The organism is Nitrospira sp. BLG_1 (genome assembly GCF_047338595.1).
Taxonomy (GTDB): domain Bacteria; phylum Nitrospirota; class Nitrospiria; order Nitrospirales; family Nitrospiraceae; genus Nitrospira_D.
Genome location: NZ_JBLFBO010000043.1, coordinates 1 through 21,882, shown reverse-complemented (window position 1 = coordinate 21,882; position 21,882 = coordinate 1). Strand labels below are relative to the sequence as shown.

Annotated in this window: 21 protein-coding genes; 13 read left to right on the top strand and 8 right to left on the bottom strand. The window is 55.6% G+C overall.

The features are described from left to right. Positions 1-25: 25 nt before the first annotated feature. The 6 genes from ACMTNU_RS17620 (at position 26) to ACMTNU_RS17595 (ending at position 5,043) form a co-directional block, all read left to right on the top strand. Positions 26-709, top strand: a complete 684-nt coding sequence (locus ACMTNU_RS17620; protein WP_413936606.1) for an HAD family hydrolase — start codon at positions 26-28, stop codon at positions 707-709. A 115-nt stretch (positions 710-824) separates the two neighbouring features. Beyond that, positions 825-1,766, top strand: a complete 942-nt coding sequence (locus tag ACMTNU_RS17615) for a cobalamin-binding protein (protein WP_413936605.1) — start codon at positions 825-827, stop codon at positions 1,764-1,766. After that, positions 1,763-2,623, top strand: coding sequence for a presqualene diphosphate synthase HpnD (hpnD, locus tag ACMTNU_RS17610; protein WP_413936604.1), 861 nt, complete (start codon positions 1,763-1,765; stop codon positions 2,621-2,623). Before ACMTNU_RS17615 ends, hpnD begins: the two co-directional genes overlap by 4 nt. After that, positions 2,599-3,936: an FAD-dependent oxidoreductase gene (locus ACMTNU_RS17605; protein WP_413936603.1), complete on the top strand. Its 1,338-nt coding sequence runs from the start codon at positions 2,599-2,601 to the stop codon at positions 3,934-3,936. Before hpnD ends, ACMTNU_RS17605 begins: the two co-directional genes overlap by 25 nt. Before the next feature lie 31 nt (positions 3,937-3,967). After that, the gene (locus ACMTNU_RS17600) at positions 3,968-4,276 is read left to right on the top strand and encodes a hypothetical protein (protein WP_413936602.1); all 309 of its coding nucleotides are present in this window, start codon (positions 3,968-3,970) and stop codon (positions 4,274-4,276) included. A gap of 110 nt (positions 4,277-4,386) precedes the next feature. After that, positions 4,387-5,043, top strand: a complete 657-nt coding sequence (locus tag ACMTNU_RS17595; protein ID WP_413936601.1) for a uracil-DNA glycosylase — start codon at positions 4,387-4,389, stop codon at positions 5,041-5,043. Between the two features lie 151 nt (positions 5,044-5,194). On the opposite strand, the gene ACMTNU_RS17590 is transcribed toward ACMTNU_RS17595, so the two are convergent. The 5 genes from ACMTNU_RS17590 to tldD all read right to left on the bottom strand — a co-directional run bounded on the left by ACMTNU_RS17590 (position 5,195) and on the right by tldD (position 10,011). Continuing rightward, on the bottom strand, positions 5,195-5,656 hold the full coding sequence (locus tag ACMTNU_RS17590; protein ID WP_413936600.1) for a hypothetical protein: 462 nt from the start codon (positions 5,654-5,656) through the stop codon (positions 5,195-5,197). Positions 5,657-5,676: 20 nt separating this feature from the next. Next, positions 5,677-6,234 carry a YbhB/YbcL family Raf kinase inhibitor-like protein gene (locus ACMTNU_RS17585; RefSeq protein ID WP_413936608.1) on the bottom strand — a complete coding sequence of 186 codons (558 nt, stop codon included), beginning with the start codon at positions 6,232-6,234 and terminating at the stop codon, positions 5,677-5,679. A 68-nt stretch (positions 6,235-6,302) separates the two neighbouring features. Further along, a complete protein-coding gene (locus tag ACMTNU_RS17580) occupies positions 6,303-7,007 on the bottom strand; it encodes a dienelactone hydrolase family protein (protein ID WP_413936599.1) in 705 nt (234 codons plus the stop codon). A 117-nt stretch (positions 7,008-7,124) separates the two neighbouring features. Beyond that, positions 7,125-8,501, bottom strand: coding sequence for a TldD/PmbA family protein (locus ACMTNU_RS17575; protein ID WP_413936598.1), 1,377 nt, complete (start codon positions 8,499-8,501; stop codon positions 7,125-7,127). A gap of 79 nt (positions 8,502-8,580) precedes the next feature. Continuing rightward, a complete protein-coding gene (gene tldD, locus ACMTNU_RS17570; RefSeq protein ID WP_413936597.1) occupies positions 8,581-10,011 on the bottom strand; it encodes a metalloprotease TldD in 1,431 nt (476 codons plus the stop codon). A gap of 206 nt (positions 10,012-10,217) precedes the next feature. On the opposite strand from tldD, the gene ACMTNU_RS17565 reads away from it, so the two are divergent. The 7 genes from ACMTNU_RS17565 (at position 10,218) to ACMTNU_RS17535 (ending at position 20,285) form a co-directional block, all read left to right on the top strand. After that, on the top strand, positions 10,218-11,003 hold the full coding sequence (locus ACMTNU_RS17565; protein WP_413936596.1) for an isoprenyl transferase: 786 nt from the start codon (positions 10,218-10,220) through the stop codon (positions 11,001-11,003). Positions 11,004-11,061: 58 nt separating this feature from the next. Then, complete coding sequence (locus ACMTNU_RS17560; protein ID WP_413936595.1) at positions 11,062-11,904, top strand: phosphatidate cytidylyltransferase; 843 nt, start codon at positions 11,062-11,064, stop codon at positions 11,902-11,904. Between the two features lie 30 nt (positions 11,905-11,934). Further along, positions 11,935-13,098: a 1-deoxy-D-xylulose-5-phosphate reductoisomerase gene (locus tag ACMTNU_RS17555; RefSeq protein ID WP_413936594.1), complete on the top strand. Its 1,164-nt coding sequence runs from the start codon at positions 11,935-11,937 to the stop codon at positions 13,096-13,098. A 61-nt stretch (positions 13,099-13,159) separates the two neighbouring features. Beyond that, positions 13,160-14,551: an RIP metalloprotease RseP gene (gene rseP, locus ACMTNU_RS17550; protein ID WP_413936593.1), complete on the top strand. Its 1,392-nt coding sequence runs from the start codon at positions 13,160-13,162 to the stop codon at positions 14,549-14,551. 56 nt (positions 14,552-14,607) lie between these two features. After that, positions 14,608-16,326 carry a proline--tRNA ligase gene (locus ACMTNU_RS17545; protein WP_413936592.1) on the top strand — a complete coding sequence of 573 codons (1,719 nt, stop codon included), beginning with the start codon at positions 14,608-14,610 and terminating at the stop codon, positions 16,324-16,326. Positions 16,327-16,651: 325 nt separating this feature from the next. Then, on the top strand, positions 16,652-18,955 hold the full coding sequence (locus ACMTNU_RS17540) for a GspE/PulE family protein (RefSeq protein ID WP_413936591.1): 2,304 nt from the start codon (positions 16,652-16,654) through the stop codon (positions 18,953-18,955). A 97-nt stretch (positions 18,956-19,052) separates the two neighbouring features. Next, entirely contained in the window at positions 19,053-20,285 is a 1,233-nt protein-coding gene (locus ACMTNU_RS17535; protein WP_413936590.1) for a murein transglycosylase domain-containing protein, read from the top strand. Between the two features lie 51 nt (positions 20,286-20,336). Here ACMTNU_RS17535 and ACMTNU_RS17530 read toward each other — a convergent pair whose 3' ends face one another. The 3 genes from ACMTNU_RS17530 to ACMTNU_RS17520 all read right to left on the bottom strand — a co-directional run. Next, complete coding sequence (locus ACMTNU_RS17530; protein WP_413936589.1) at positions 20,337-20,735, bottom strand: PilZ domain-containing protein; 399 nt, start codon at positions 20,733-20,735, stop codon at positions 20,337-20,339. A 6-nt stretch (positions 20,736-20,741) separates the two neighbouring features. After that, positions 20,742-21,116, bottom strand: coding sequence for a PilZ domain-containing protein (locus ACMTNU_RS17525; protein WP_413936607.1), 375 nt, complete (start codon positions 21,114-21,116; stop codon positions 20,742-20,744). A 61-nt stretch (positions 21,117-21,177) separates the two neighbouring features. Further along, positions 21,178-21,882, bottom strand: a 705-nt coding sequence (locus tag ACMTNU_RS17520) for a helicase-related protein (protein ID WP_413936588.1), incomplete at its 5' end; no start/stop codon positions are given.

Genomic DNA, 21,882 nt, shown 5'->3' with positions numbered 1-21,882 from the left:
ACGACATCACAACTGGTAGGACTCCATGCGCGCTGTGATCTTTGACTTTGACGGTGTGATCGCCGACACTGAACCCCTGCACTTTGAAGGCCTCCGCCGGACACTGGCCGATATCCAGATCACCTTGACCGAGAAGGACTATTACACTGACTATCTTGGGTTTGATGATCGCGGATGCATCCTGGAAGCACTTCGAGTCAATCACCGTCCAATTTCGAGCTTGCTGGTCGAAGACTTGATGGCCAAAAAGGCCATCGCCTATATGGCCTCGATCAAGGAACACCTTGTGATTTTCCCCGGTGTGAGCGCGTTCATTGAAGAAGCAGCGGCCACCTATCCTCTCGCCATTGCTTCCGGTGCGCTCCGACCAGAAATAGAACTCGTGCTCGAACAGATCGGCCTTCGCAAAGCCTTTGGTCACATCACAAGCGCTGAGGATGTGGCACATGGTAAACCCCATCCGGAACCATTTCTTCAGGCCTTGGCTGGTTTGAACCGTCATCAATCGACGTCCGCGATACCAGCCGAAGCATGCTTGGTCATTGAAGATTCTCGTCCAGGCATTCGAGCCGCAAAAGCCGCTGGGATGCGGGTGTTAGCCGTCACCAACACCCACACCGCGCAGGATCTCCACGAAGCCGATGCCATCACCCTGAGCTTGAGCGAGACGCACTTGGACGAGCTGCGCGCACGCCTGTGGCCAGACTAGCGAACAATTGGAAGGGATGATGCGAGGTGTACGCTGTTCAGTACGTCGAGTTTCTGAGCGAGGCAAAGCAACGCTGGCAAGATTTTTGAGTATCCGGCCGAGGCTCAAGTAACCTATGAGAATCTGCTCACTCATCCCAGGTGCGACAGAGGTGGTCGCAGCGCTCGGTTTGGAGCACCAGCTCGTCGGCATCAGCCATGAATGTGACTTTCCTCATTCTATTCGACGAGTTCCTGTCATGATTGAGCCACTGGTCGAAGCAGCACACACTACAAGCAGCGGGATCGACCAACGAGTCAAAGACCTAGTCGCTGCCGGACACCAGCTCTATCGATTAAAGGAAGAAGCCTTTCATCTCGCTGACCCCGAGCTCATCTTGGCGCAAGACCTCTGTCACGTCTGCGCAGTGACTCCAGACCAACTCAGCAGGGCCATGCGCTTGCTTCAACACCAACCCGAGCTGCTGATCCTCAGTCCAACGACCTTACAGGATGTGATTCATGCCATCGAGCGGATTGCCAACGCCGTTGGTGCTGTTTCAAAGGGAGAAGCCCTTGCGGCCAATCTCCGCGACCGACTGGAAAGCGTCCGCCTCCGGACGGAGAAGGTGGCCGTCCGCCCACGGGTGGTATGCCTCGAATGGCTCGATCCTCTGTACGTCGCCGGCCATTGGGTTCCTGAAATGGTGGACTTAGCGGGAGGGCACAACGTACTGGGATCCAAGGACCGGCCATCCTATCAAACGACATGGGACGATGTGGCCGCAGTAAAACCAGATGTGGTCATCGTGATGCCCTGTGGGTACTCAGTTGATCAAACACTCAATGAGCTTCGGCAGATCGGGCCTGCTCAAGTATCCTGGCAAGGGGCACGGATGTCCCGGTCGGACGTGTATCTCGTAGATGCCAGTTCCTATTTCAGCCGGCCAGGCCCCCGACTGATCGACGGAGTGGAACTCCTGGCCGCCATTCTCCACCCAGACCGAGACCACCCGCTTGATCGCTCTCAGGTGATCAAATTTGAACCATCTGTACTAGCTGGAGACAGTGCGACATGAAGGCCTCGGACGCTCAAGCCTATTGCACGGCCTACACCAAGAAAAGCGGCAGCAACTTCTATTATTCGTTCCTCTTTCTTCCAAAAGCCAAACGCGAGGCCATGTACACCGTCTATGCCTTCTGCAAAGCGGTGGACAGCGCCGTCGATGAACCGACCGCCGGCAGCAATCCCAAGGACGAGCTGAAGCACTGGCGTGAAGAACTGGACGCGGTGTATTCCGGAACCCCGACGACTCCCATCATGGTGAGTCTCGCACACCATGTGAAAGCGTTGAGTATTCCGAAGGCCTACTTCGAGGAGCTGATCAAGGGCGTCGAGATGGATCTCTTCAATAACCGCTATGTCACGTTCAATGAGCTCTCGCTCTATTGTTACCGCGTCGCATCCGTCGTCGGGCTTATCTGTCTCCACATCTTCGGGGTCACGTCCGCACGGGCACAAGACTATGCGGTCGCCCTCGGCATGGCCTTTCAGCTGACGAACATCCTGCGTGATGTGGGAGTTGATGCCGCTCAGGGACGCATCTATCTCCCGTTGGACGACCTGCGAAAATGGAACTATGCAGAGAAGTCGATGCTCAACCGAAGCTATTCTCCTGAATTCCGAGTCTTGATGGAATATGAGGCATCCCAAGCCCATCACTACTATAAGCGAGCCGAAGCGGCCCTCGCAGGGCTCTCCTCCAGTGAACGACGTGCCCTCACGGTGGCAGAGATCATGCGTGGAATCTATAGCCGGATTCTGGAACGGATTGAACGGTCGGACTATCAGGTATTCGGGCCACGGATCAGCCTCACCACCACTCAACGGGTGATGATCGCCCTCGGGGTATGGCTCCGCTCACGATTCTCGTGACCCCCCCGTCCTCCCAAACCGTGTTGATTGTGGGTGCCGGCCTGGCCGGTCTCGCCACTGCCTACCAGCTCCACCAACAAGGCTACCAGGTCACTCTGCTCGAGTACGCGGACTGGCTCGATGGATTTCGAACCGACGCGTCCGATCCCACAGCAATCACCTTTGGGTGTCATCATGAGAGCAAGCGAGTGCTCCAAGAACTCGCCCAAGGGACAGACTCACGCTCCGACCAGACCATTCCTCTCGAATTTCGACTCCCCACTGGACAGACTGTGCCCTATCAGTCCGCCCGCCTTCCCGGCGCCTTGCAGTGGATGATGAGCGTCTTCAATTTCCATGGCCTCTCCTGGCAAGACCGCTGGAGACTGTTCTCCCATGTTGAGCAGATTTGGGAACAGGCCGAAACTCTTCCGGCTGATTTAGAGAATCGCACAGCAGATGAATGGCTCACTGCCATCGGCCAGAGTGCGGAAGCCAGGGAACGGATTTGGTCCCCACTTGCTCAGTGGTTGACCGGCAACGCACTGCCCCGTTTGTCCGCAGCAACCTTCGTGCACACCCTATCAACCGTGTTCCTCCGTGATGCGTCCGACTCCAGACTCACATACCGGTCGGGAACCATTGATCAGCGATTTCTTATCCCGCTGAAAGAGATCCTGCATCGAAATCATGTCCGGTTCATCCCCTTGGCACAGCCACCGCACATCCGATTTGGACAAGACGGCATACAGGACATTCGACTCCCCAACGGGACAACGTTGCAAGCCGGCTGGTACATCAGCGCGCTTTCATATCGGTACCTCCTCCGCTTGCTTCCCGAACGGTTTCTCACCCGCTATGCCTACTTTGCCCATCTCACGGAACTCCAAAGCCTCGGTGAGATCGTGGTTCAGCTGACCATTCATACCACCAGCCAGCCGCCCCGACTGCTCCTGTTCAACGGCAAGCCGTTCCATCACCTCACAAGATCTCCCGTTGGCGCACAGGAACTCGTCGTTCGACTCACAGGAACCGAGATCTCACTTATGGGATTAGACGAGGAGCAGGTGATCAATGCCGCGCAAGTCAAGACGGCCACAGTGCTTTGTGACCTTTCTATGAGTGACGTCACATCTCGGCAGGTCTTTCGAGATGATCACGCTACGCTGCTGCTTGCGCCGGGAGCGGCTCGACTCCGGCCGCTTCAACAAAGCCCCGTCCGGAATCTGCTGGTCGCCGGAGCCTGGACCGATACGAACTGGCCTCCTAACGTTGAGAGCGCTCTTGTCAGCGCCCGCCGCTGCTCCGAGATCATCACAGGCCGGCCGTCTTGACCTGTGAATGCCTGGATGGTACGAGTATCAAATGACAGGATGGGGTACGCTGTGGGGACTGGTCTTGTTAAGCACCACGTGCGGATGTGCGCAGAGTCCCTATGAGCACGGAGGTCACCCGACGGGGTTGAGTCGGTATGATGTTGAACGGGATTATGCCGAGTGCGAGTACAAAGCCAGATTGGCCAACGAGCAGCACTTCTCTAGCTCCAGTTCACCCTTTCCGTTTGGTTCGGGACCTCAGAATCCTGCCGACCATGCCCGTGCGTTGCATGGCCTGACCGCCATTAACGCCATGCGAGACACCTGCCTGGCGGCCAAAGGCTACCGACTGAATTAGCGCCTGTCTCATCCGTTTTTCAGCGTTGACTTCACCCCAGTTCCCTCCTATATGATGCCTTCCAACTTTTCACATTTTACGTTTCACGTTTTCCATCTTTAGTCGATGCCATGACACTCACCCCTCTCGAAGAACTCGCCAAGTCGCTCGTGAACTGTGAGCGATGCAAACTAGCCAAGCTTGGCCGTAGCCAAGTCGTCTTTGGCGTGGGAAATCCTCATGCCAGCATCATGTTTGTCGGAGAAGCGCCAGGGTCCAATGAAGACCTGAAGGGCGAGCCATTTGTCGGAGCCGCAGGGAAACTTTTGAATGATCTTCTGGCCTCAGCTGGTCTGTCGCGTGATCAGATCTACATTGCCAATGTCATCAAGTGCCGACCACCGAACAATCGAGACCCGGAACAAGATGAAGTGGAGACTTGCAAACCGTTCCTGCTCCAACAGATCCGGTTGATCCAACCCAAGCTGGTCTGCACGCTGGGCAACTGGGCCACGCAGACCCTCTTGGAACGCAAGGTCGGTATCACAAAAGTGAAGGCGCAGGCCTTCCACATGAAGGACTTTGTGCTCTTCCCGCTGCTCCATCCCGCTGCCGCCCTGCACCAGGGCAATCTGCTTCCCACCTTGAAGGAAGATTTTAAGAAGCTGAAAGAATTCCTCGACAAGCACACCAAACCAGCCGAGCCGACCAACACCGCGCCTACGCAAGCCGCACAAGTCCTGAATATTGAATCCCCCCAGCCGGCGCAGATGGACTTGTTCGGGTAACTGGGCTGCGTGCTTCTGTGAGAGGTTGGAGCCCCTAGCTTCGTCGTCGGATGGCTGTGCAACTCTTTCCGCTCTGGATTTCATTCGAACGGAACCTCGGACAACACTCGCCAAAGGCTAGACGCAAGGGAACAACGTCACCTCGTGAAATTCACGAGGCTTTTGATTTAATAGTCGATGAGGATTCTGAACTGGCAGACTGACTGTCTTCGTTATTCTCCGCAGGCTTCTCTTCTTCCGGCACATCGAACCACTGCACCAGCATCTCTTCCCACCAGGCTTCAGTCACGTCCTCACCCGGGTCCGTCCCGAGAAAGGCCACGTCCTCGTTCTTGATGCTGGCACCAACGAGCTGCGGTTGGAATTTTGTGCGGTTGATGACTTCTTTCGTGGCATAGCCGCCGATGATCCAGGAGTCCGGATCGGCCCGGCGGGATTTGTAGGCCTTCAGACCGAGCTTGAGGTGCATGAAGATCTGCTGCTGGACCAGATCGGTCACGCCGGACTGAGGCAGGCTCAAGGTCTTCTCGATGCGTTTTCGCCAGTGCCGATCGTCGTAGCGCGACGTGATCAGCTGCAGCATCTTCTTTCCCAGTTCGGCATCAAGTGGCATGGTGTGTATTCGACTTGTGTTTACTTGCGGCTATACAGGCCGGTGAACGAGGCCTTGGCCAGAGCGTTCTGGTTGAGATAGAACCCGACCATCGCGGCGGGAGTCACTGGCTTCAAGGACAAGTGTTCTACCTTTAACGCATAGATCGTAAAAATATATCGATGGGGTTTGTGGCCGACAGGGGGACAGGGTCCTCCGTACCCGGGTTCACCAAAATCCGTCATGCTTTGCACACTGCCTTGTGGCGCACTAGGCCCACCAGGTCTTCCAGCGTCCGCAGCCAGAGCCGAAATGTCCTCAGGGATGTTGAAGATGACCCAATGCCACCATCCACTGCCGGTCGGCGCATCCGGATCATAGACCGTCACCGCAAAGCTCTTGGTCCCCTTCGGGGCATTCGCCCAGCGCAACTCGGGAGACACATTATTCCCGGTACAACCGAATCCGTCGAAGACATGGGTCTTACTGATCGTGCTGGCTGGCTTGATGGTGGGACTCGTCAGCTGAAATTCTGCAGCCGTACTGATCCCTGGAACCAGAGCGATCGCCACGAGTACGCGACTCCATAGTGATTTCATCACGTGTCCCCTCTCCATCCGAAATAATTCCCTAGGCGCAACATCCCGCCATCCATGCTCAAAGAAAATTAGCCGAGATGTTGCTTGAAGAAAGCCTTCGTCCTGGCCCAGGCATCCTTTGCTGCTTCCGGCCGATACACCGATGGATCCGTGTCTCGGAAAAACGCATGGGGAGCGCCGGGGTAGGTTTTGATCTCTCCGGTCTTGCTATATTTCTTGAGCGCCGCCGCTAACCGCTGGACGTCCGCCTTCGTAATCCAACCGTCGTCCTCACCATAGAGGTACAGTACTGGGCAGGCCAGCTTCTGAATGGGTGTATCGGGATTCGGCACCTGGCCGTAGAACGGCACCGCCGCTTTAATCCCTGGATTCAGACAAGGCAGCATGAGGGCATAGGAACCACCCATGCAAAACCCCGTCACGCCAATCCTTGCTGCGTCGACCTCTGGAACTGATTTCAAATAGGCTACCGTGGCATTCAGATCAGCGAGACTATCTTCTTGTTTCAGTGTGTTCATCAGCTTGCCGGCCTCTCCGGCATCCGTGGTCAATACATGCCCAAGGCGTGAATAGAGGTCCGGTGCCATCGCCACATAGCCTTCCGCCGCATAGCGTCTTGCGATGTCTTTTATGTGATCAGTGAGTCCCCACCACTCCTGTACTACGATAACAGCCGGACGCTTATCGTTCGTCTGCGGAGCCGCCACGAAAGCCTTCATGCCCACAGTTCCACTTTGATACTGAACGGTTGTTTCTCGAATCGATGCAGCCATGATTCACCTCACTGGGAAAAGAGCCTATGGCAGATAGCGTATAGCGAATGGCAGGAAGAACAACCTCAGTGCCCTTTGGCATCTGGCCATCAGCAATTGGCTATAGGCCATTAACCCTCAACTCCCCGCTACCATCATCTCGGCAATCTTGACTGTCGGGCTTGCGATACGTCCACGGAACACGAGGTCATTCCCGATCACATCGATGTCTTTCAGCATCTGCTTTAAATTTCCCGCGATGGTAATTTCTTCAACCGGGTAGGCCAGCTCTCCGTTCTCAATCCAGAACCCGCAGGCTCCTCGCGAGTAATCCCCCGTCACCATATTAATGCCGAACCCGATCAACTCCGTCACAAAGAGCCCTTCTTTAATGGACCCAATAATTTCTAGCTGACTCTTCACTCCAGGGACCAGGTAAAAGTTGGTGGGACCCACCGAGGGACTCTCTCCCACACTCCGTGAGGCGTTGCCCGTCGACGGCAAGCCCAACTTTTTCCCCGAATAGGTATCGAGCAAATAGCTCTTTAATACCCCTCGTTCCACGATGGTATTTTTGCGTGTCGCCAGCCCTTCACCATCGAACGGACGTGATCCAAGGCCGCCGACCATGCGACCGTCATCATAGATGGTCATCAAATCGGAGGCGATCGTCTGTCCCAGTTGATCGAGGAGAAATGATGCACGTTTATAGAGTCCGTAGCCCGAAACAGCGCTGCATAAGTTCGCCAGAAGGCTCCCTGCCGTCTCTTGATCGAACACCACCGGCACACGTTTCGTCGCCACCTTGCGCGCGCCCAATCGGCGAATCGCACGACGCGCCGCTTCCTGTCCGATCGATTCCGCAGACGCCAGGCGAGCAAACTTGCGCTGAACCTGATACCAGGCATCCCGTTGCATGCCACCGGTCGCGGACTCGGTCGCAATCGGGGACACAGACAAAGAAAAGTTCGAGCTTCGATACGAACCCACGAATCCATGACTATTGGCCAGCACCACTCGCCCGGATGAAGAATCAAACTCTGCCCCCTCCGAATTCGTGACACGTGGATCAGTTGCAAAGGCCGCAGCTTCTCCTCGCTTGGCCCAATCGATCTGTGTGTCCGTATCGAGCACCGTATCATCATAGAGATCGAGATCCGGTTGCTCTACGGCCATATGCCCGGCATCCGGCAGGCCTGAGACATCATCTTCGACAACGGCACCGGCCAAGGTGCAGGTGTCGGCCACAAGCTGATTAAGAGAGGCCCGTGAGAAATCGGATGTGGACGTTGTGGCAGACCGCTTTCCGATAAAGACGCGCAAGCCGAGACGCTTCTCTCTCGCCTTGGTCAGTCGGTCAACCGTCCCGACTCGTACTTGAACGGAAAAGGTCTCTCCATCGGCCACGACAATATCGGCTTCAGTCGCCCCACAAGCCTTCGCCTGACCCAATACATCGGCCGCCAACTGGGCATATCCGTTGGCACTATTTGGCATGGTCGTTTTCTCGAGCATCACACTCTCTTCTCAGAGGTTATCTGTCAACCACATGCTGACCGATTGTGAGAAAGCGAAGTTAGCACGAGCCGGCTGTTTATCGTTGTGTCCCACCGACTGTGATTTCGTCCACCTTGATGGTCGGTAAGCCGACCCCGACCGGCACCGATTGGCCGTCCTTCCCGCACGTACCAATGCCGTTATCGAGCTTGAGATCGTGCCCGACCATCGATACCTTCGTCAGAATCTCCGGCCCGTTCCCGATCAACGTGGCTCCCTTGACCGGCTTGGTAATCTGGCCGTCCTCGATGAGATAGGCTTCGCTGGCTGAAAATACGAATTTTCCGTTCGTGATATCGACCTGTCCACCGCCAAACGAGACGGCGTAGAGACCTTTTTTAACGGATCGAACGATGTCATGCGGGTCAGACTCACCGGCCAACATGAACGTGTTCGTCATGCGCGGAAGCACCACGCTTTGATAATTTTCGCGTCGGCCATTCCCCGTCAAGGGGATCCCCATGAGACGTGCGTTCAGCTTATCCGTAATATAGCCACGGAGGATGCCTTTTTCGATGAGCGTCGTACAACCGGTCGGCGTGCCTTCATCATCCATATTCAGGGAACCACGCCGAAAAGGAAGGGTGCCGTCATCCACGATCGTACAGACGTCCGATGCGACCCGTTTGCCGATCAGGCTGGAAAACGCGGAAGTCTTCTTGCGGTTGAAGTCGGCCTCCAACCCATGTCCGATCGCCTCATGAAGTAAGATCCCGGGCCACCCGCCGGCCAACACCACCGGCATCACTCCGGCCGGCGCATCAACGGCGGATAAATTGAGAATCGCTTCCCGCGCGGCTTCCCTGGCATAACTTAAATGGCGATTGTCTTCGCGATAATAAGCAAAGGCAACCCGGCCGCCGCCGCCAAAACTTCCTACCTGACGATTGTCTCGATCTTCAGCGATACAGGTAATCTGGAGACGGGACAACGGCTGGATATCACCGACGAGCGTCCCCTCCGAGGTCGCCACCACCACGACCTTGTATTCCGTATTAAATGAAGCCATCACGTTCTTGATGCGGGGATCGTACCGCCTGGCTTCAGCATCGATTTCGTTCAAAAGCGCCACCCGCTCGGGCGTCGCCACCTCAGCCTTTGCCCTCTCGATCGGATAGAGATCACGGGTCGGTCGTCGCTGCGTAGGCACCGGAACCGTGGAATGCCCTTTTGGAGAATTGGCGATATACCGAGCAGTGTCAGCGGCAACTTCGAGATCCCGCTTCGTCAACTCATCCGAATAGGCAAAGCCCGTCTTTTCTCCTGCGGTGGCCCGAACCCCGACCCCCTGTGACACGCTCTTGGCTACCCGCTTGACGATGCCTTCCTCCATCGAGACTGATTCGGACGTGCGGGATTCAAAATAGAGATCCCCGTACTCAACGTCTCGGACCTTCACCCGATCGAGTGCCTGCTGCGCCTCGATCTCCGTGACACCGAACGTCGTCAGTTGAACCGGCTCCGGCATACAGACCTCTTTGCTCCTTCGTCAGGACCGACTGGATCGGGAGTATAGCCCATTCGTTTCTGACCACGCAATGCAACAATCGGTGAAACCTCGTATTTCTTAGTATTTCCCAGGAGATCGTTTGACATTCCAGGTTCCCACCAGTAGACTCTGCACTCGATTCTGCCTACGCAAGAGGACTACCAATAGGCTCGCTCAGGACAATTATGACTCGCAGCCCCACCGGAGATCTCGACCACCTGTCTGAAAGCGAATTGAGTGCCAAGTTGGAAACGGACCTGTTGCCCAAACATGTGGCCGTCATCATGGACGGCAATGGGCGCTGGGCGGAACTGCGCGGACTGCCTCGCATCGCCGGCCATCGTGAAGGCATCAACTCCGTCCGAGAAATGATCACACTCTGCTTGGAGCTCGGCATCCATGCCCTGACTATCTACGCTTTTTCCCAGGAGAATTGGAATCGTCCGACCCAAGAAATCAGCGCCTTGATGGGACTCTTGGAACATTACCTCTCCACGGAGCGCGCAAGTCTCATTGAGCAAGGCGTCCGCTTTCGCGCTGTCGGGCGCCACGAGCTGCTTCCGCCGTCCGCTCAACACTGGGTTCGCACGACCGAGAAAGAAACGGCCCATCTTGGGAAATTGGTCCTGACCGTCGCGCTCAGCTATGGAGGGCGCGCAGAAATCGTCGATGCAGTGAAGGCGGTGGTGAGAGACGTGCAAGCTGGGACCATTCAGACCGAGCTGATCGATGAACCCACGGTCCAACGGCACCTCTCGACCTATCCTCTCCCCGACCCGGATCTCCTGATCCGGACCAGCGGGGAAGCCAGGATCAGCAATTTTCTCTTATGGCAGCTGGCATACACCGAGCTCTGTTTCACCCCGACTCTGTGGCCTGATTTTCGGCGACGAGAGTTTCTCCTCGCGCTGATCGAATATCAACGCAGGGAACGTCGATTCGGCAGAGTGCTCAGTACCGTGCCATCATAAATAAATCCTTGTGGGATATCCGCTCGCTCCAGACACTATTCTCCATCATTCGAGATCTGTGACCACCTCACCTGCACCGACGCGACAATTTGATCTCCGGCGGCTCTACACCGCCGCAGCGCTGATTCCTACCGTCTACCTCATCATCGTCCACCTTGCGCCATGGGCTCTCACGCTCCTCCTGATCGCCGTCGGGTCGATCGCTCTGCTCGAACTGTATCGCCTGAGCTTCCAATCACGGTTGAACAATATTCTCGTCGGCGTCGGGTTGGCTGTCTTTGTTCTGACCATCGCCCGTTCACACCTGTCACTTCCTCTTCCAGAACTACTGCTCGGGGGTGCGTTCGCGTTGGTCATGACCGCTCTGGCTGTTAGCACATCATCGGCGTACCGATGGAAGGACCCGCTCCTCGCCCTACTCGGTGTTTTGTACGTGGGCATCCCGTTGAGTACCGTCGTATCGGCTCGCTCTCTCCCCTCAGGAGCATTCCTGGTCTTGTTCCTGGCGGTCGTCACCTGGGCATCAGACTCTGCTGCCTACTATGCCGGCACCTTGTGGGGGAAACACCCACTCATGCCTTCCATCAGTCCTAAAAAAACCTATGAAGGACTACTCGGTGGACTTATGGGAGCCATTGCAGCTGCGGTCTTGGCACAGATGTGGTTTGCCTCAGAGCTCTCATGGACTGACGCCGTCGTGCTCGGTATTCTCCTGACCCTCACAGGCCTGGTCGGAGATCTCTTTGAATCGGCGATAAAACGCCGAGCAGGCGTCAAAGACTCGGGAGGAATTCTACCGGGGCATGGCGGGATGCTCGACCGGATCGATAGTCTCTTGTTCACAGCTCCTACTTTTTACTACTATGTCGCGTACGTTCGAGGCTTGTTGCCGCCTCTATAGCCCTCTACTCAGAAACGGAGAGGAGATGACATGAAGTCAATTATCATCCTGGGATCCACCGGATCGATCGGCACCAACACCTTGGATATCGTGCAACGGTTTCCCGATGAATTCCGAGTGGTCGGATTAACGGCCGGCAACAATATCGAGCGGTTAGAAGAGCAAATTCACCGGTTCAGACCCAAGGCTGTCGCCGTCTCAACCGAATCCTCCGCCGCCCTCCTTCGGGCTCGATGCGCCTCTCTTCCCGTTGAGATTTTGTCCGGCGAAGAAGGAATTGCCTCCGTCGCCGCCGAACTCGATGCCGAATTGGTGATTTCCGCCATCGTCGGCGCCGCCGGCCTCCTCCCGACACTCTCCGCCATCCGCAGTGGAAAACACATTGCCCTGGCAAATAAAGAGCCGATGGTCATGGCCGGCAAGTTGATGCAGGACGAGGCTCGAAAATACGGAGTCAGGATTTTTCCCGTCGACAGCGAACACAGCGCCATTTTCCAGTCGCTGGAAGGACACCGGATTGAAGACGTCCGGCGATTGATTCTGACAGCCTCGGGAGGCGCGCTCTGGACCGTCTCCCAAGAAGACCTTCAGCACGTCACACCGGAACGAGCCCTCCGGCATCCGAACTGGAAGATGGGTGCCAAAATCACGATCGATTCCGCGACACTGATGAATAAGGGCTTGGAGGTCGTCGAAGCCCGCTGGCTATTCGATATTCCTGAGTCCCGCATCGATGTCATGGTGCATCGAGAAAGCATTATTCATTCTCTGGTCGAATATCAGGACCGTTCGGTGATCGCGCAATTGGGACTCCCGGACATGCGGACCCCTATTTCGTATGCCATGCGATATCCCGGCCGGATGGCTCTCGACCTGCCATCTTTGGACCTGACGGAGATCGGACAGCTCTCCTTCTGTAAGCCCGATCATGATCGCTTTCCTTGTCTCAATCTTGGATACGAGTCACTTCGAGTCGGGGGGAGCATGCCTGCCGTGATGAATGCAGCCAACGAAATCGCCGTTGACGCCTTCCTGCACCACGGCCTGCGGTTTATCGAAATTGCATCGGTGATCCGCAGCACAATGGATGCGCATACCCAACAGGCCATTACGTCCCTCGAGGATGCCTTGGAAGCAGATCGCTGGGCCCGCGAAAAGGCCGAATCGTTGGTGCACGCGTTGCCTCGCTCATGATCGTTTGCATTTCACGCTGCGAATGTTAGAGTAGAAGACTGAACCGAGTCAGGGAGTTTCCATGACGTCTGTACTTTCCTGGTCGCCTGATACCTTGTGGTTGCTGCTCCAGAAAGCCTGGTGGTTTCTCGTGGTCTTGGGCGTCCTGGTCGCCTTCCATGAACTCGGCCATTTTCTGGCCGCACGCTGGGTAGGAGTCAAAGTCCTCAAGTTTTCCATCGGCTTCGGTCCGAAACTCTTCGGCAGACAGGTGGGCGAAACCGAGTACCTCGTGTCTGCGGTCCCGCTCGGCGGTTATGTCAAACTGTTTGGGGAAGACGAAGCGGAGGCCACGACCCCTGACGATCGTCGTCGATCATTCGCTCATCAGGGTCTCTGGGGAAAGGTGCTGATCGTTGCGGCCGGTCCTGGGTTTAACTTCATTCTCGCTTACCTGATCTTTGCCGGGTGGCTGTCCACCGGCACTCCTCTGTTTGTTCCGACCTTCCGTGACCTCAGTGCCGACATCGAAGCATTGGTTCCCGACTCACCCGTCGCAAAAGCAGGGATGGAAATTGGCGACCGAGTCGTCAAGGTCAATGGGAAAGATATTTCGACTAGAACGGAACTCTTGGATCTCGTCGCGAAAAGCAAGGGACAACCCATTGCACTCGAAGTTCGACGAGAGGGACAACTGAAAACCATCACCGCGACGCCTGTCACAATCACCGGAGACGGCACCCACACTGATGAACCGCTGTACACCATCGGTGTAGAAGAAACACCGCCCCTGGTCACCTCGGTCATGCATGGATCACCTGCCGCATCGGCCGGAGTGCAGCCAGGCGATCGCGTCGTCACAATCGAAGGGCAGACCATCTACACCTGGGCACAAATGACGACGCAGGTCAGAGAACACCCGCTCAAGCCTCTCACATTTGAAGTCCTTCGGGAAGGAACCAGGCGGACGTTGACTGTCACGCCGACCAGTGAAAAAGTCACCGTCAACGGGCAGACACTCGAAGTTGGAAAGATTGGCATTTCAGGTCCTGGCCGTTCGCTCATGCACTCCAATAACCCCGCGGAGGCCGTCTACCAGGGACTGGAAGCCACCTGGGGATGGACCGAACTGACCGCCGTTGGCCTCTACAAAATGGTGGTCGGCGACATCTCGAGCAAGAACATCGGCGGACCGTTGACGATCGCCAATATTTCCGGAGAAGCCGCGTCTCAGGGCGCCTCCAGCGTCGTCTTCTTGATCGCCATCCTCAGCATCAATCTCGGAGTGCTCAACCTGCTTCCCATTCCTATCCTCGACGGCGGGCACTTGCTCTTTTTCTTGATTGAGGGCATCCTGCGCAAGCCGCTCGGCGAACGGCAACGGGAAGTCGCTCAGCAAGTCGGATTGGTACTCCTGGTCGGGGTCATGATCTTCGCCTTCTGGAATGACCTGGAACGGATCTTCGCCCGCTAGATAGACGGAATACTGAAACCTTCCACTGGTCAACACACACCCATAGCTACAACACCATGAAAACGTCTCAATTACTCATCCCCACCTTGCGGGACGATCCCGGCGAAGCGGAAACCGTCAGTCATCGGTTGATGTTACGCGCCGGCATGATTCGGAAGGTGGCGGCAGGCATCTATACCTATCTTCCACTCGGTCTGCGCGTGATTCGAAAAATCGAACAGATCATCCGGGAGGAAATGAACCGCGCCGGTGCACAGGAACTCCTGATGCCGATCGCCTCTCCCGCCGAGCTCTGGAAAGAGACAGCTCGTTGGGACTACTACGGGAAAGAACTCCTCCGGTTCAAAGACCGTCATGAACGAGACTTTTGCCTGGGCCCGACGCACGAAGAGGTCATTACCGATCTTTTTAGACGCGAAGTCCGTTCCTATCGCCAACTTCCACTCAACTTGTATCAAATTCAAACCAAATTCCGAGATGAGATCCGTCCCCGCTTTGGACTTATGCGAGGTCGTGAATTCATCATGAAGGATGCCTACAGCTTTGACCTCGATGAAAACGGCGCCAAGGCCAGCTACCAAAACATGTATGACGCCTATACCCGGATCTTCACGCGATGCGGACTGACCTTCCGAGCGGTCGAAGCCGACACAGGGCTTATCGGCGGGGACGTCTCACACGAGTTCATGGTATTGGCGGAAACCGGCGAAGCCACGGTGGCGTACAGCGACCAAGGGTCATACGCCGCCAACCTTGAGCGAGCAGAGGTGCTCCCTCCTGCCGAGGTTGATACGTCTCCCCTTCGCCCCATGGCGTCCATTGCGACACCGCAGTGTCGGACGGTAGACGAAGTCACGACCTTTCTCAAGATTACCCCTCGGCAACTGGTCAAAACTCTTCTCTATCGGGCTGGAACCGACACGATTGCCGTATTGATCCGAGGAGATCACGAGGTGAACGAGGTCAAGTTGGCACGGCTCCTCCAAGTCACCGATGTAATGCTGGCCGATCCGGAAACGGTCCAACGGGTGACGGGAGCCCCCCCAGGGTTTGCAGGACCGGTTGGGCTGCAGCAGGTCCGAGTCTTGGCCGATCATGCTGTCAAGGGGATGCGAAACGTCGTCATCGGAGCGAACAAAGCCGATACCCACTATCAGGACGCCAATCTCGATCGAGACTTCACGGTCGAACAATTTACCGATCTTCGCAACGCCCAATCTGGAGATCCTTCTCCGCGGGGAACCGGTGTGTTGACGCTGGCAAAAGGGATCGAAGTCGGACAGGTCTTTTTGCTTGGCACGAAGTACAGCCGTAAGATGACTGCCACCATCCTTGATGACCAGGGAAAGGAACGTCTCGCCATCATGGGTTGCTACGGCATTGGCGTCGGACGAACCGCCGCTGCCGCGATTGAGCAGAATCATGATGAGAAAGGCATCATCTGGCCCTATCCCATCGCACCAGTCCATGTCCATCTCTTGACCGTCAGCCAATCGGAGAAGACGATCGACATAGCCTCTCACCTCTATACCGACCTGATGGCAGCCGGATTCGAAGTCTTATGGGACGATCGAGCCGATCGAGCCGGTGTCAAATTCAACGATGCCGACCTGATCGGGGCACCGTTTCAACTCATCATAGGGGACAAGGGACTTGCCGATGGCATCGTTGAAATGAAGGTACGAAGAACTGGAGCTAAGTCTCGTATCGTACCAAGTGAACTCATCGCCCATCTCAAAACGCTTTCCCTCGAAATGAGTTCCTCCGCAGCGTAAACGGTCTCTCGTTCCGCAACTCACCTTGTGCGCACTGCCCCCACCTCACCGACAGAAATTGCCTTTTCCTTGCCTTCTCATCCTGTTCGTCTAGACTGAGCCTGTACAGATAACAGCAGGGAAAGAAGCCAGGGAGCACCTTGCCATCGCTTTCCGTACGCTGAGTCTCCGAGCGACATAAGAACGGAGCTGATGGACTTTTGGGGCGTCTTGTGACCGCCGAACTCTGTGACAACGTCATGACTACATCCCACTTCATCCCGCACGAAGCCCGATTCTTTCACGTCCGGTTCTCGACCAACTCGGTCGGATGCACACGACATCGATGATGCCGAATGTCCAAGACCTCCAACACAAGGTCGATCACGCAGAACATCTGAAGCGCATTACCGCACAGATTCACGCAGCCAGTCATCTCGACCACATTCTTCTTGATCTTCATAAGGACATCCTGAGTGTTTTTGATGCTCAAGATCTGACACTCTTCGCCTTCGATTCAGAGAAGAAGGAAATCTTCTCAAAAGTTCCTCACATTGACGGAGCAGAAGAGGTCCGTATTCCCATTACCGAGCAGAGCTTAGCCGGTTTCTGCGCGAAGTACCTTCGCCCAGTCAATATCACCGATGCGTATAATCTTGCCGAACTGCGAGCGATCCACCCGGCATTACTCCACGACACGTCCTACGACAAACGCACCGGCTTCAAGACCAAACAAGTCCTGACTTACCCGGTTGTCGCAGATAATAAGTACCTGATGGGTGTGCTTCAACTGCTCAACAAGAAGAGTGGGAGCCGTTTTACACGAAAGGACGAAGAGGCCGTCGACGAAATCGCCAAGGCTCTGGGCATTGCCTTTTTCAACCTCAAGAAGACATCTAAAAAAACTCCCACAAAGTTCGACCTCTTAGTCGGCAACAACCGTATCACGCAGAATGAATTGGAACAGGCGATCGCCGACTCCCGCAAGGGCATGAACGATCTGGAAAGCATCCTGCTGGAAAAGCACAAAGTTCCAAAGCTTGACCTCGGTAAATCTCTCGCCCAATTCTATAAGTGCCCCTACATTGAGTACAGCGAGCGAACGATCGTTGACGCCGAACTATTAAAAAACCTCAATGTCGACTATCTCAAAAAGAACCACTGGATGCCTCTGAAGCGCGACCGTAGCGCCATCGAGATCCTGACTGATGATCCGGGAGATCTGGACCGCGTCCAAGATATCAAGCGCACCTTCCCTGGCCTCAACATTCGGTTTGCCGTCAGTCTTCGCCGCGATATCGCTCAGTTTCTCACTTCGGTAACCGGACAAAGTGACGGTGGAGGGCGGAAACTTGATGAAAACGTTTCAGATATTCTCGGCGAACTGGTCACCGAGGCTCAGGCCGAGGCCATGGAGGAATCGGCTGGCGCCGGAGGGCTTGACGAAAACGACAGCGCCATCGTCCGGCTAGCCAACCAAATCATTGCCGATGCCTACCGCCAAAATGCTTCGGATATTCACATCGAACCCTATGGGGAAAAGCGGGAGACTCTGGTCAGATTCCGAGTCGACGGGGAATGCTTCGAATACATGAAGATTCCGCAGAGTTACCGCCGTGCCATTGTCTCCCGACTCAAAATCATGGCCAGTCTGGACATCGCTGAGCGCCGCAAGCCTCAAGATGGCAAGATTAAATTCAAGCTGTCTGAAACGAAAGAAATCGAACTCCGCGTCGCCACACTCCCCACTGCTGGTTATAACGAAGACGTCGTGATGCGTATCCTCGCGGCGAGCGAGCCGCTGCCGCTCGACAAGATGGGGTTCTCAGAACGTAATCTCCGAGTCCTGAAAGAAATTTCTGAGAAACCCTACGGCATCATTTTGTGTGTCGGTCCGACCGGCTCAGGAAAAACCACCACACTGCACTCGGTCTTGGGAAACATCAACACCCCGGACATCAAGATATGGACCGCGGAAGATCCAGTGGAAATTACTCAATATGGCCTGCGCCAGGTGCAGGTCCAGCCGAAGATCGGATTTACCTTCGCGAGTGCTATGCGGGCATTTCTTCGTGCCGACCCCGACGTCATTATGGTAGGAGAAATGCGGGATAAAGAGACCGCCGACACCGGTATCGAAGCATCCCTCACCGGCCATCTCGTCTTGAGCACCCTGCATACCAACAGTGCGGTAGAAACCGTCACCCGCTTGCTCGATATGGGCTGTGACCCTTTCAGTTTCGCCGACGCAATGTTGGGCGTGTTGGCACAGCGGTTGGCTCGTCGGATCTGTAAGGACTGCAAAGAACAGTATGTCGGGACGAAAGAAGAGTACGAAGAACTCCGCCAGGGGTACGGGCAGGACTATTGGGATCAGCTCGGCATCAAACAAGACAATACATTTAGACTGACTCGAGGAAAGGGCTGTGAAACGTGTAATCGATCCGGCTTCAAAGGACGAGTGGCTCTCCACGAACTGCTCCTCGGTACAGACCGAATGAAACGCATGGTCCAACAAAAGTCCCGTACCGAGGACATGTTGAAGGCCGCGATCGAAGATGGAATGACCACGCTCGTCCAAGACGGGATCCAAAAAGTCTTGCAAGGCCACACCACGTACAAGGAAGTGAAAGCCGTCGCCATCAAGTGAATGTTGATTCGACCGACACCCGCCTTGCAAACTCTAGCCCTTCAGTTCCTGTTCATAACCAGATAGAATGGGCCATTCTTATGGAGGGACCCCTACCATGCGAGCATCGATATTCCTGCTTGCCTCACTCCTGTTGCTCGGCGGATGCGAATCCGCAGACCGAGTGCTGACCAACACGGAACGCGTGCTGGGCAGTCGTTCCGGCCGGACCGTTCTCGATATTGCGACAGGTAAAGACCCTAAACAGATCCTCAAAGAGCGCGTTGATGCCTACCAGCGCGACCCCGAGGCGGTGCTCAGAGATCTCCGAACGATTCAACGGGACTTCAACACGCTGATGACCGCACTCACAGGCAATGTTCGGAAAACATGGGGCGAGAAGGAAGTGAAAGTTCCGGAACAGAAGAAGTACGTCAAATATACCCAGAACTATATGAGTCGGACCATCGTGGACTTCGACAATGGGACAATCCTGGTAGAAACCCTTGACGACAAGGCCCCGAAGGAGAGTTTGAAGAACGCGATCGTCACGACCTTGCTCACACCGGACGACCCGCGCTCGGTCGATCTGTTTTCCGACAAGCCGGTGACCCTGACCAGTGACCGTTCTCCTTATTTACTCGGACTGGTACTGGATCAGGAGGGACAGCCGATCCGCACCCCAGCTCAGGCGGAAGCGTTTGCGGCATTCAGTCTCGAGAGCGCCAAGGCAAGGCCTGTGGACCAGAACGGCGTTGCCAAACAAGCGCTGATCGCCGAACTCAAAATGGTGGCAAACTTCTCGAACAAACAAGCGGACAAATATCGGGCAACAGTCACCAGATTTGCCGAGCAGTTCAAAATTAGCCCCAGCCTCATTTTTGCCGTCATTCGGACGGAGAGTAACTTCAACCCGTTTGCCGTGAGTTCCGCCCCAGCCTTTGGTCTGATGCAGCTGGTTCCAACGAGCGGAGGCCGAGATGCGTACCGAAAAGCCAAGGGGAAAGATACGATTCCATCACGCGAGTATCTGTTCGACCCGGAGAACAACATCGAGCTCGGCAGCGCCTATCTGAACGTTCTGTCCTACAACCTGCTTGAGCAGGTTGATAACGAGGTCTCACGGGAATATTGTGTGATCTCCGCATACAACACCGGAACGGGAAATGTCTTCAAGGCGTTCGCGGCGAACTCCACATCCGCCGTCAATCAAATCAACGGCCTCGAACCGCCGGCCGTCTACGACCGATTGCGTACCAATCTTCCCTATCAAGAGACAAGAGATTATCTGGTGAAAGTCGTGGGCTTTCGCAAGCAGTTTGTCTCGCTGGCAGATGGCCCCGGGCGGTAACCGCCTGGCAGCCGTCACCGGGCTCACCGATCAAATTTGAACGTTGGAGAATCAGGCGGTGAGTCTGACCCCAGGCTTCGACTGATGGGTCATGAAGGCCTGAAGGTGTTGATTGTCATGAGGGGACAACCCCTCAAACTCTACTCCATAAATCTGTTCCTTCCCCCATCGCACGGTCGCGGTTTCGATGACCATCGATGCTGGCTGATTCGGCAATCGCAACTGCATGGCAATTCGATCACCGGGCGTAATGACCGCCTCCGTCATGACCCTCACCCCTTTTTCCGACACATCATAGACAATTCCTAACCCTTGTTCGACCACACCCTTTCTTAGGCGCCCCACACGCGCAAACGAGCAGGGGAAAGGAGCCGATACGCGGACGCGAGGATATCGACGCAACTGAGGCACACTGCGACCACTGGTTGACTTGAAGTCTGAATCATCCATGATCATTTACTCCTCTCCTGTGGCATTTATGTACTCAGTCAACTGCCGTGATACCGACTCGGACACTCTGGTGAACGCAAGTCCATAAAATTGCTGATACCTCCAACACACCGTGGCCACGGCCACTTCTGCCGGGGGAGCGCTCTTGGTTAATCGAAGCGTGAGGAATACCTGATCACCCGGCTCAATTGGGGCATCCGTGCTCAGACAAACCCCGCGGGTCGACAGATCGTGGACCAGACCCACATCATGAACGGACTTTCGAAACCACCAACCTGTGCCTACGGAAGAAAGGGAACAGCTGAAGGGTGTAAGAATCCGAACCCGAGGATGTTGCCGAGATGTACTGCGTGTCACACCAGCCGATTGAATCGTTTGCATCATCCACCTCGTGAGAAATACTTTATCTCACGAGGTGGATTCTGCGAACTATTTTTCAACTTTACGGACGTGGAGCTGTCGTCGTCCCATGCGCTGAAGATCTGGGATGGGGCCGTCTCCGGCTGCGGAAGGAACGTGGCTGATCCGGTCGTTCCTGACTCACAGCCAGACGACCAGTCCGATGTGTGCCTTGATGTTCGCGCGGACTCGCCTGTGCAAGAGACCCACCTCCCGGGGCGACCGGAACGGTTTGTCCCAACAGACGCTCGATCGCACGGAGTTGTTGCGCATCCTCGCTGGTCACAAAACTGGTGGCACGACCGGTCGTTTTCATCCGAGCTGTACGACCGATTCTGTGCACGTAGTCTTCGGGAACATTCGGTAAATCAAAATTGATCACATGACCGATATTGGCCACATCAATCCCACGAGCTGCAATATCCGTCGCCACCAACACCCGGAAGGCCCCCCGTCGAAAACCTTCCAGAGCAGCACGCCTCTGTGACAAACTCCGGTCACCATGCAACACCGCGACCCGATGGCCCGCACGATCTAGCATACGCCCGACCCGATCGGCCCGGTGCTTCGTTCTGGTAAAGACGAGCGCCGTATCTTTATCGGCCCCCAAGAGAGACAACAGAAGATCAGACTTGTCGGCATGCGATGTATGATGCACCGCTTGAGTCACTCCGTCAGCGGTCGTCGCTGACGGTGCCACCATGACGCGGACAGGGTTGTTGACGCTGGCTTGAACTAACCGGGCAAG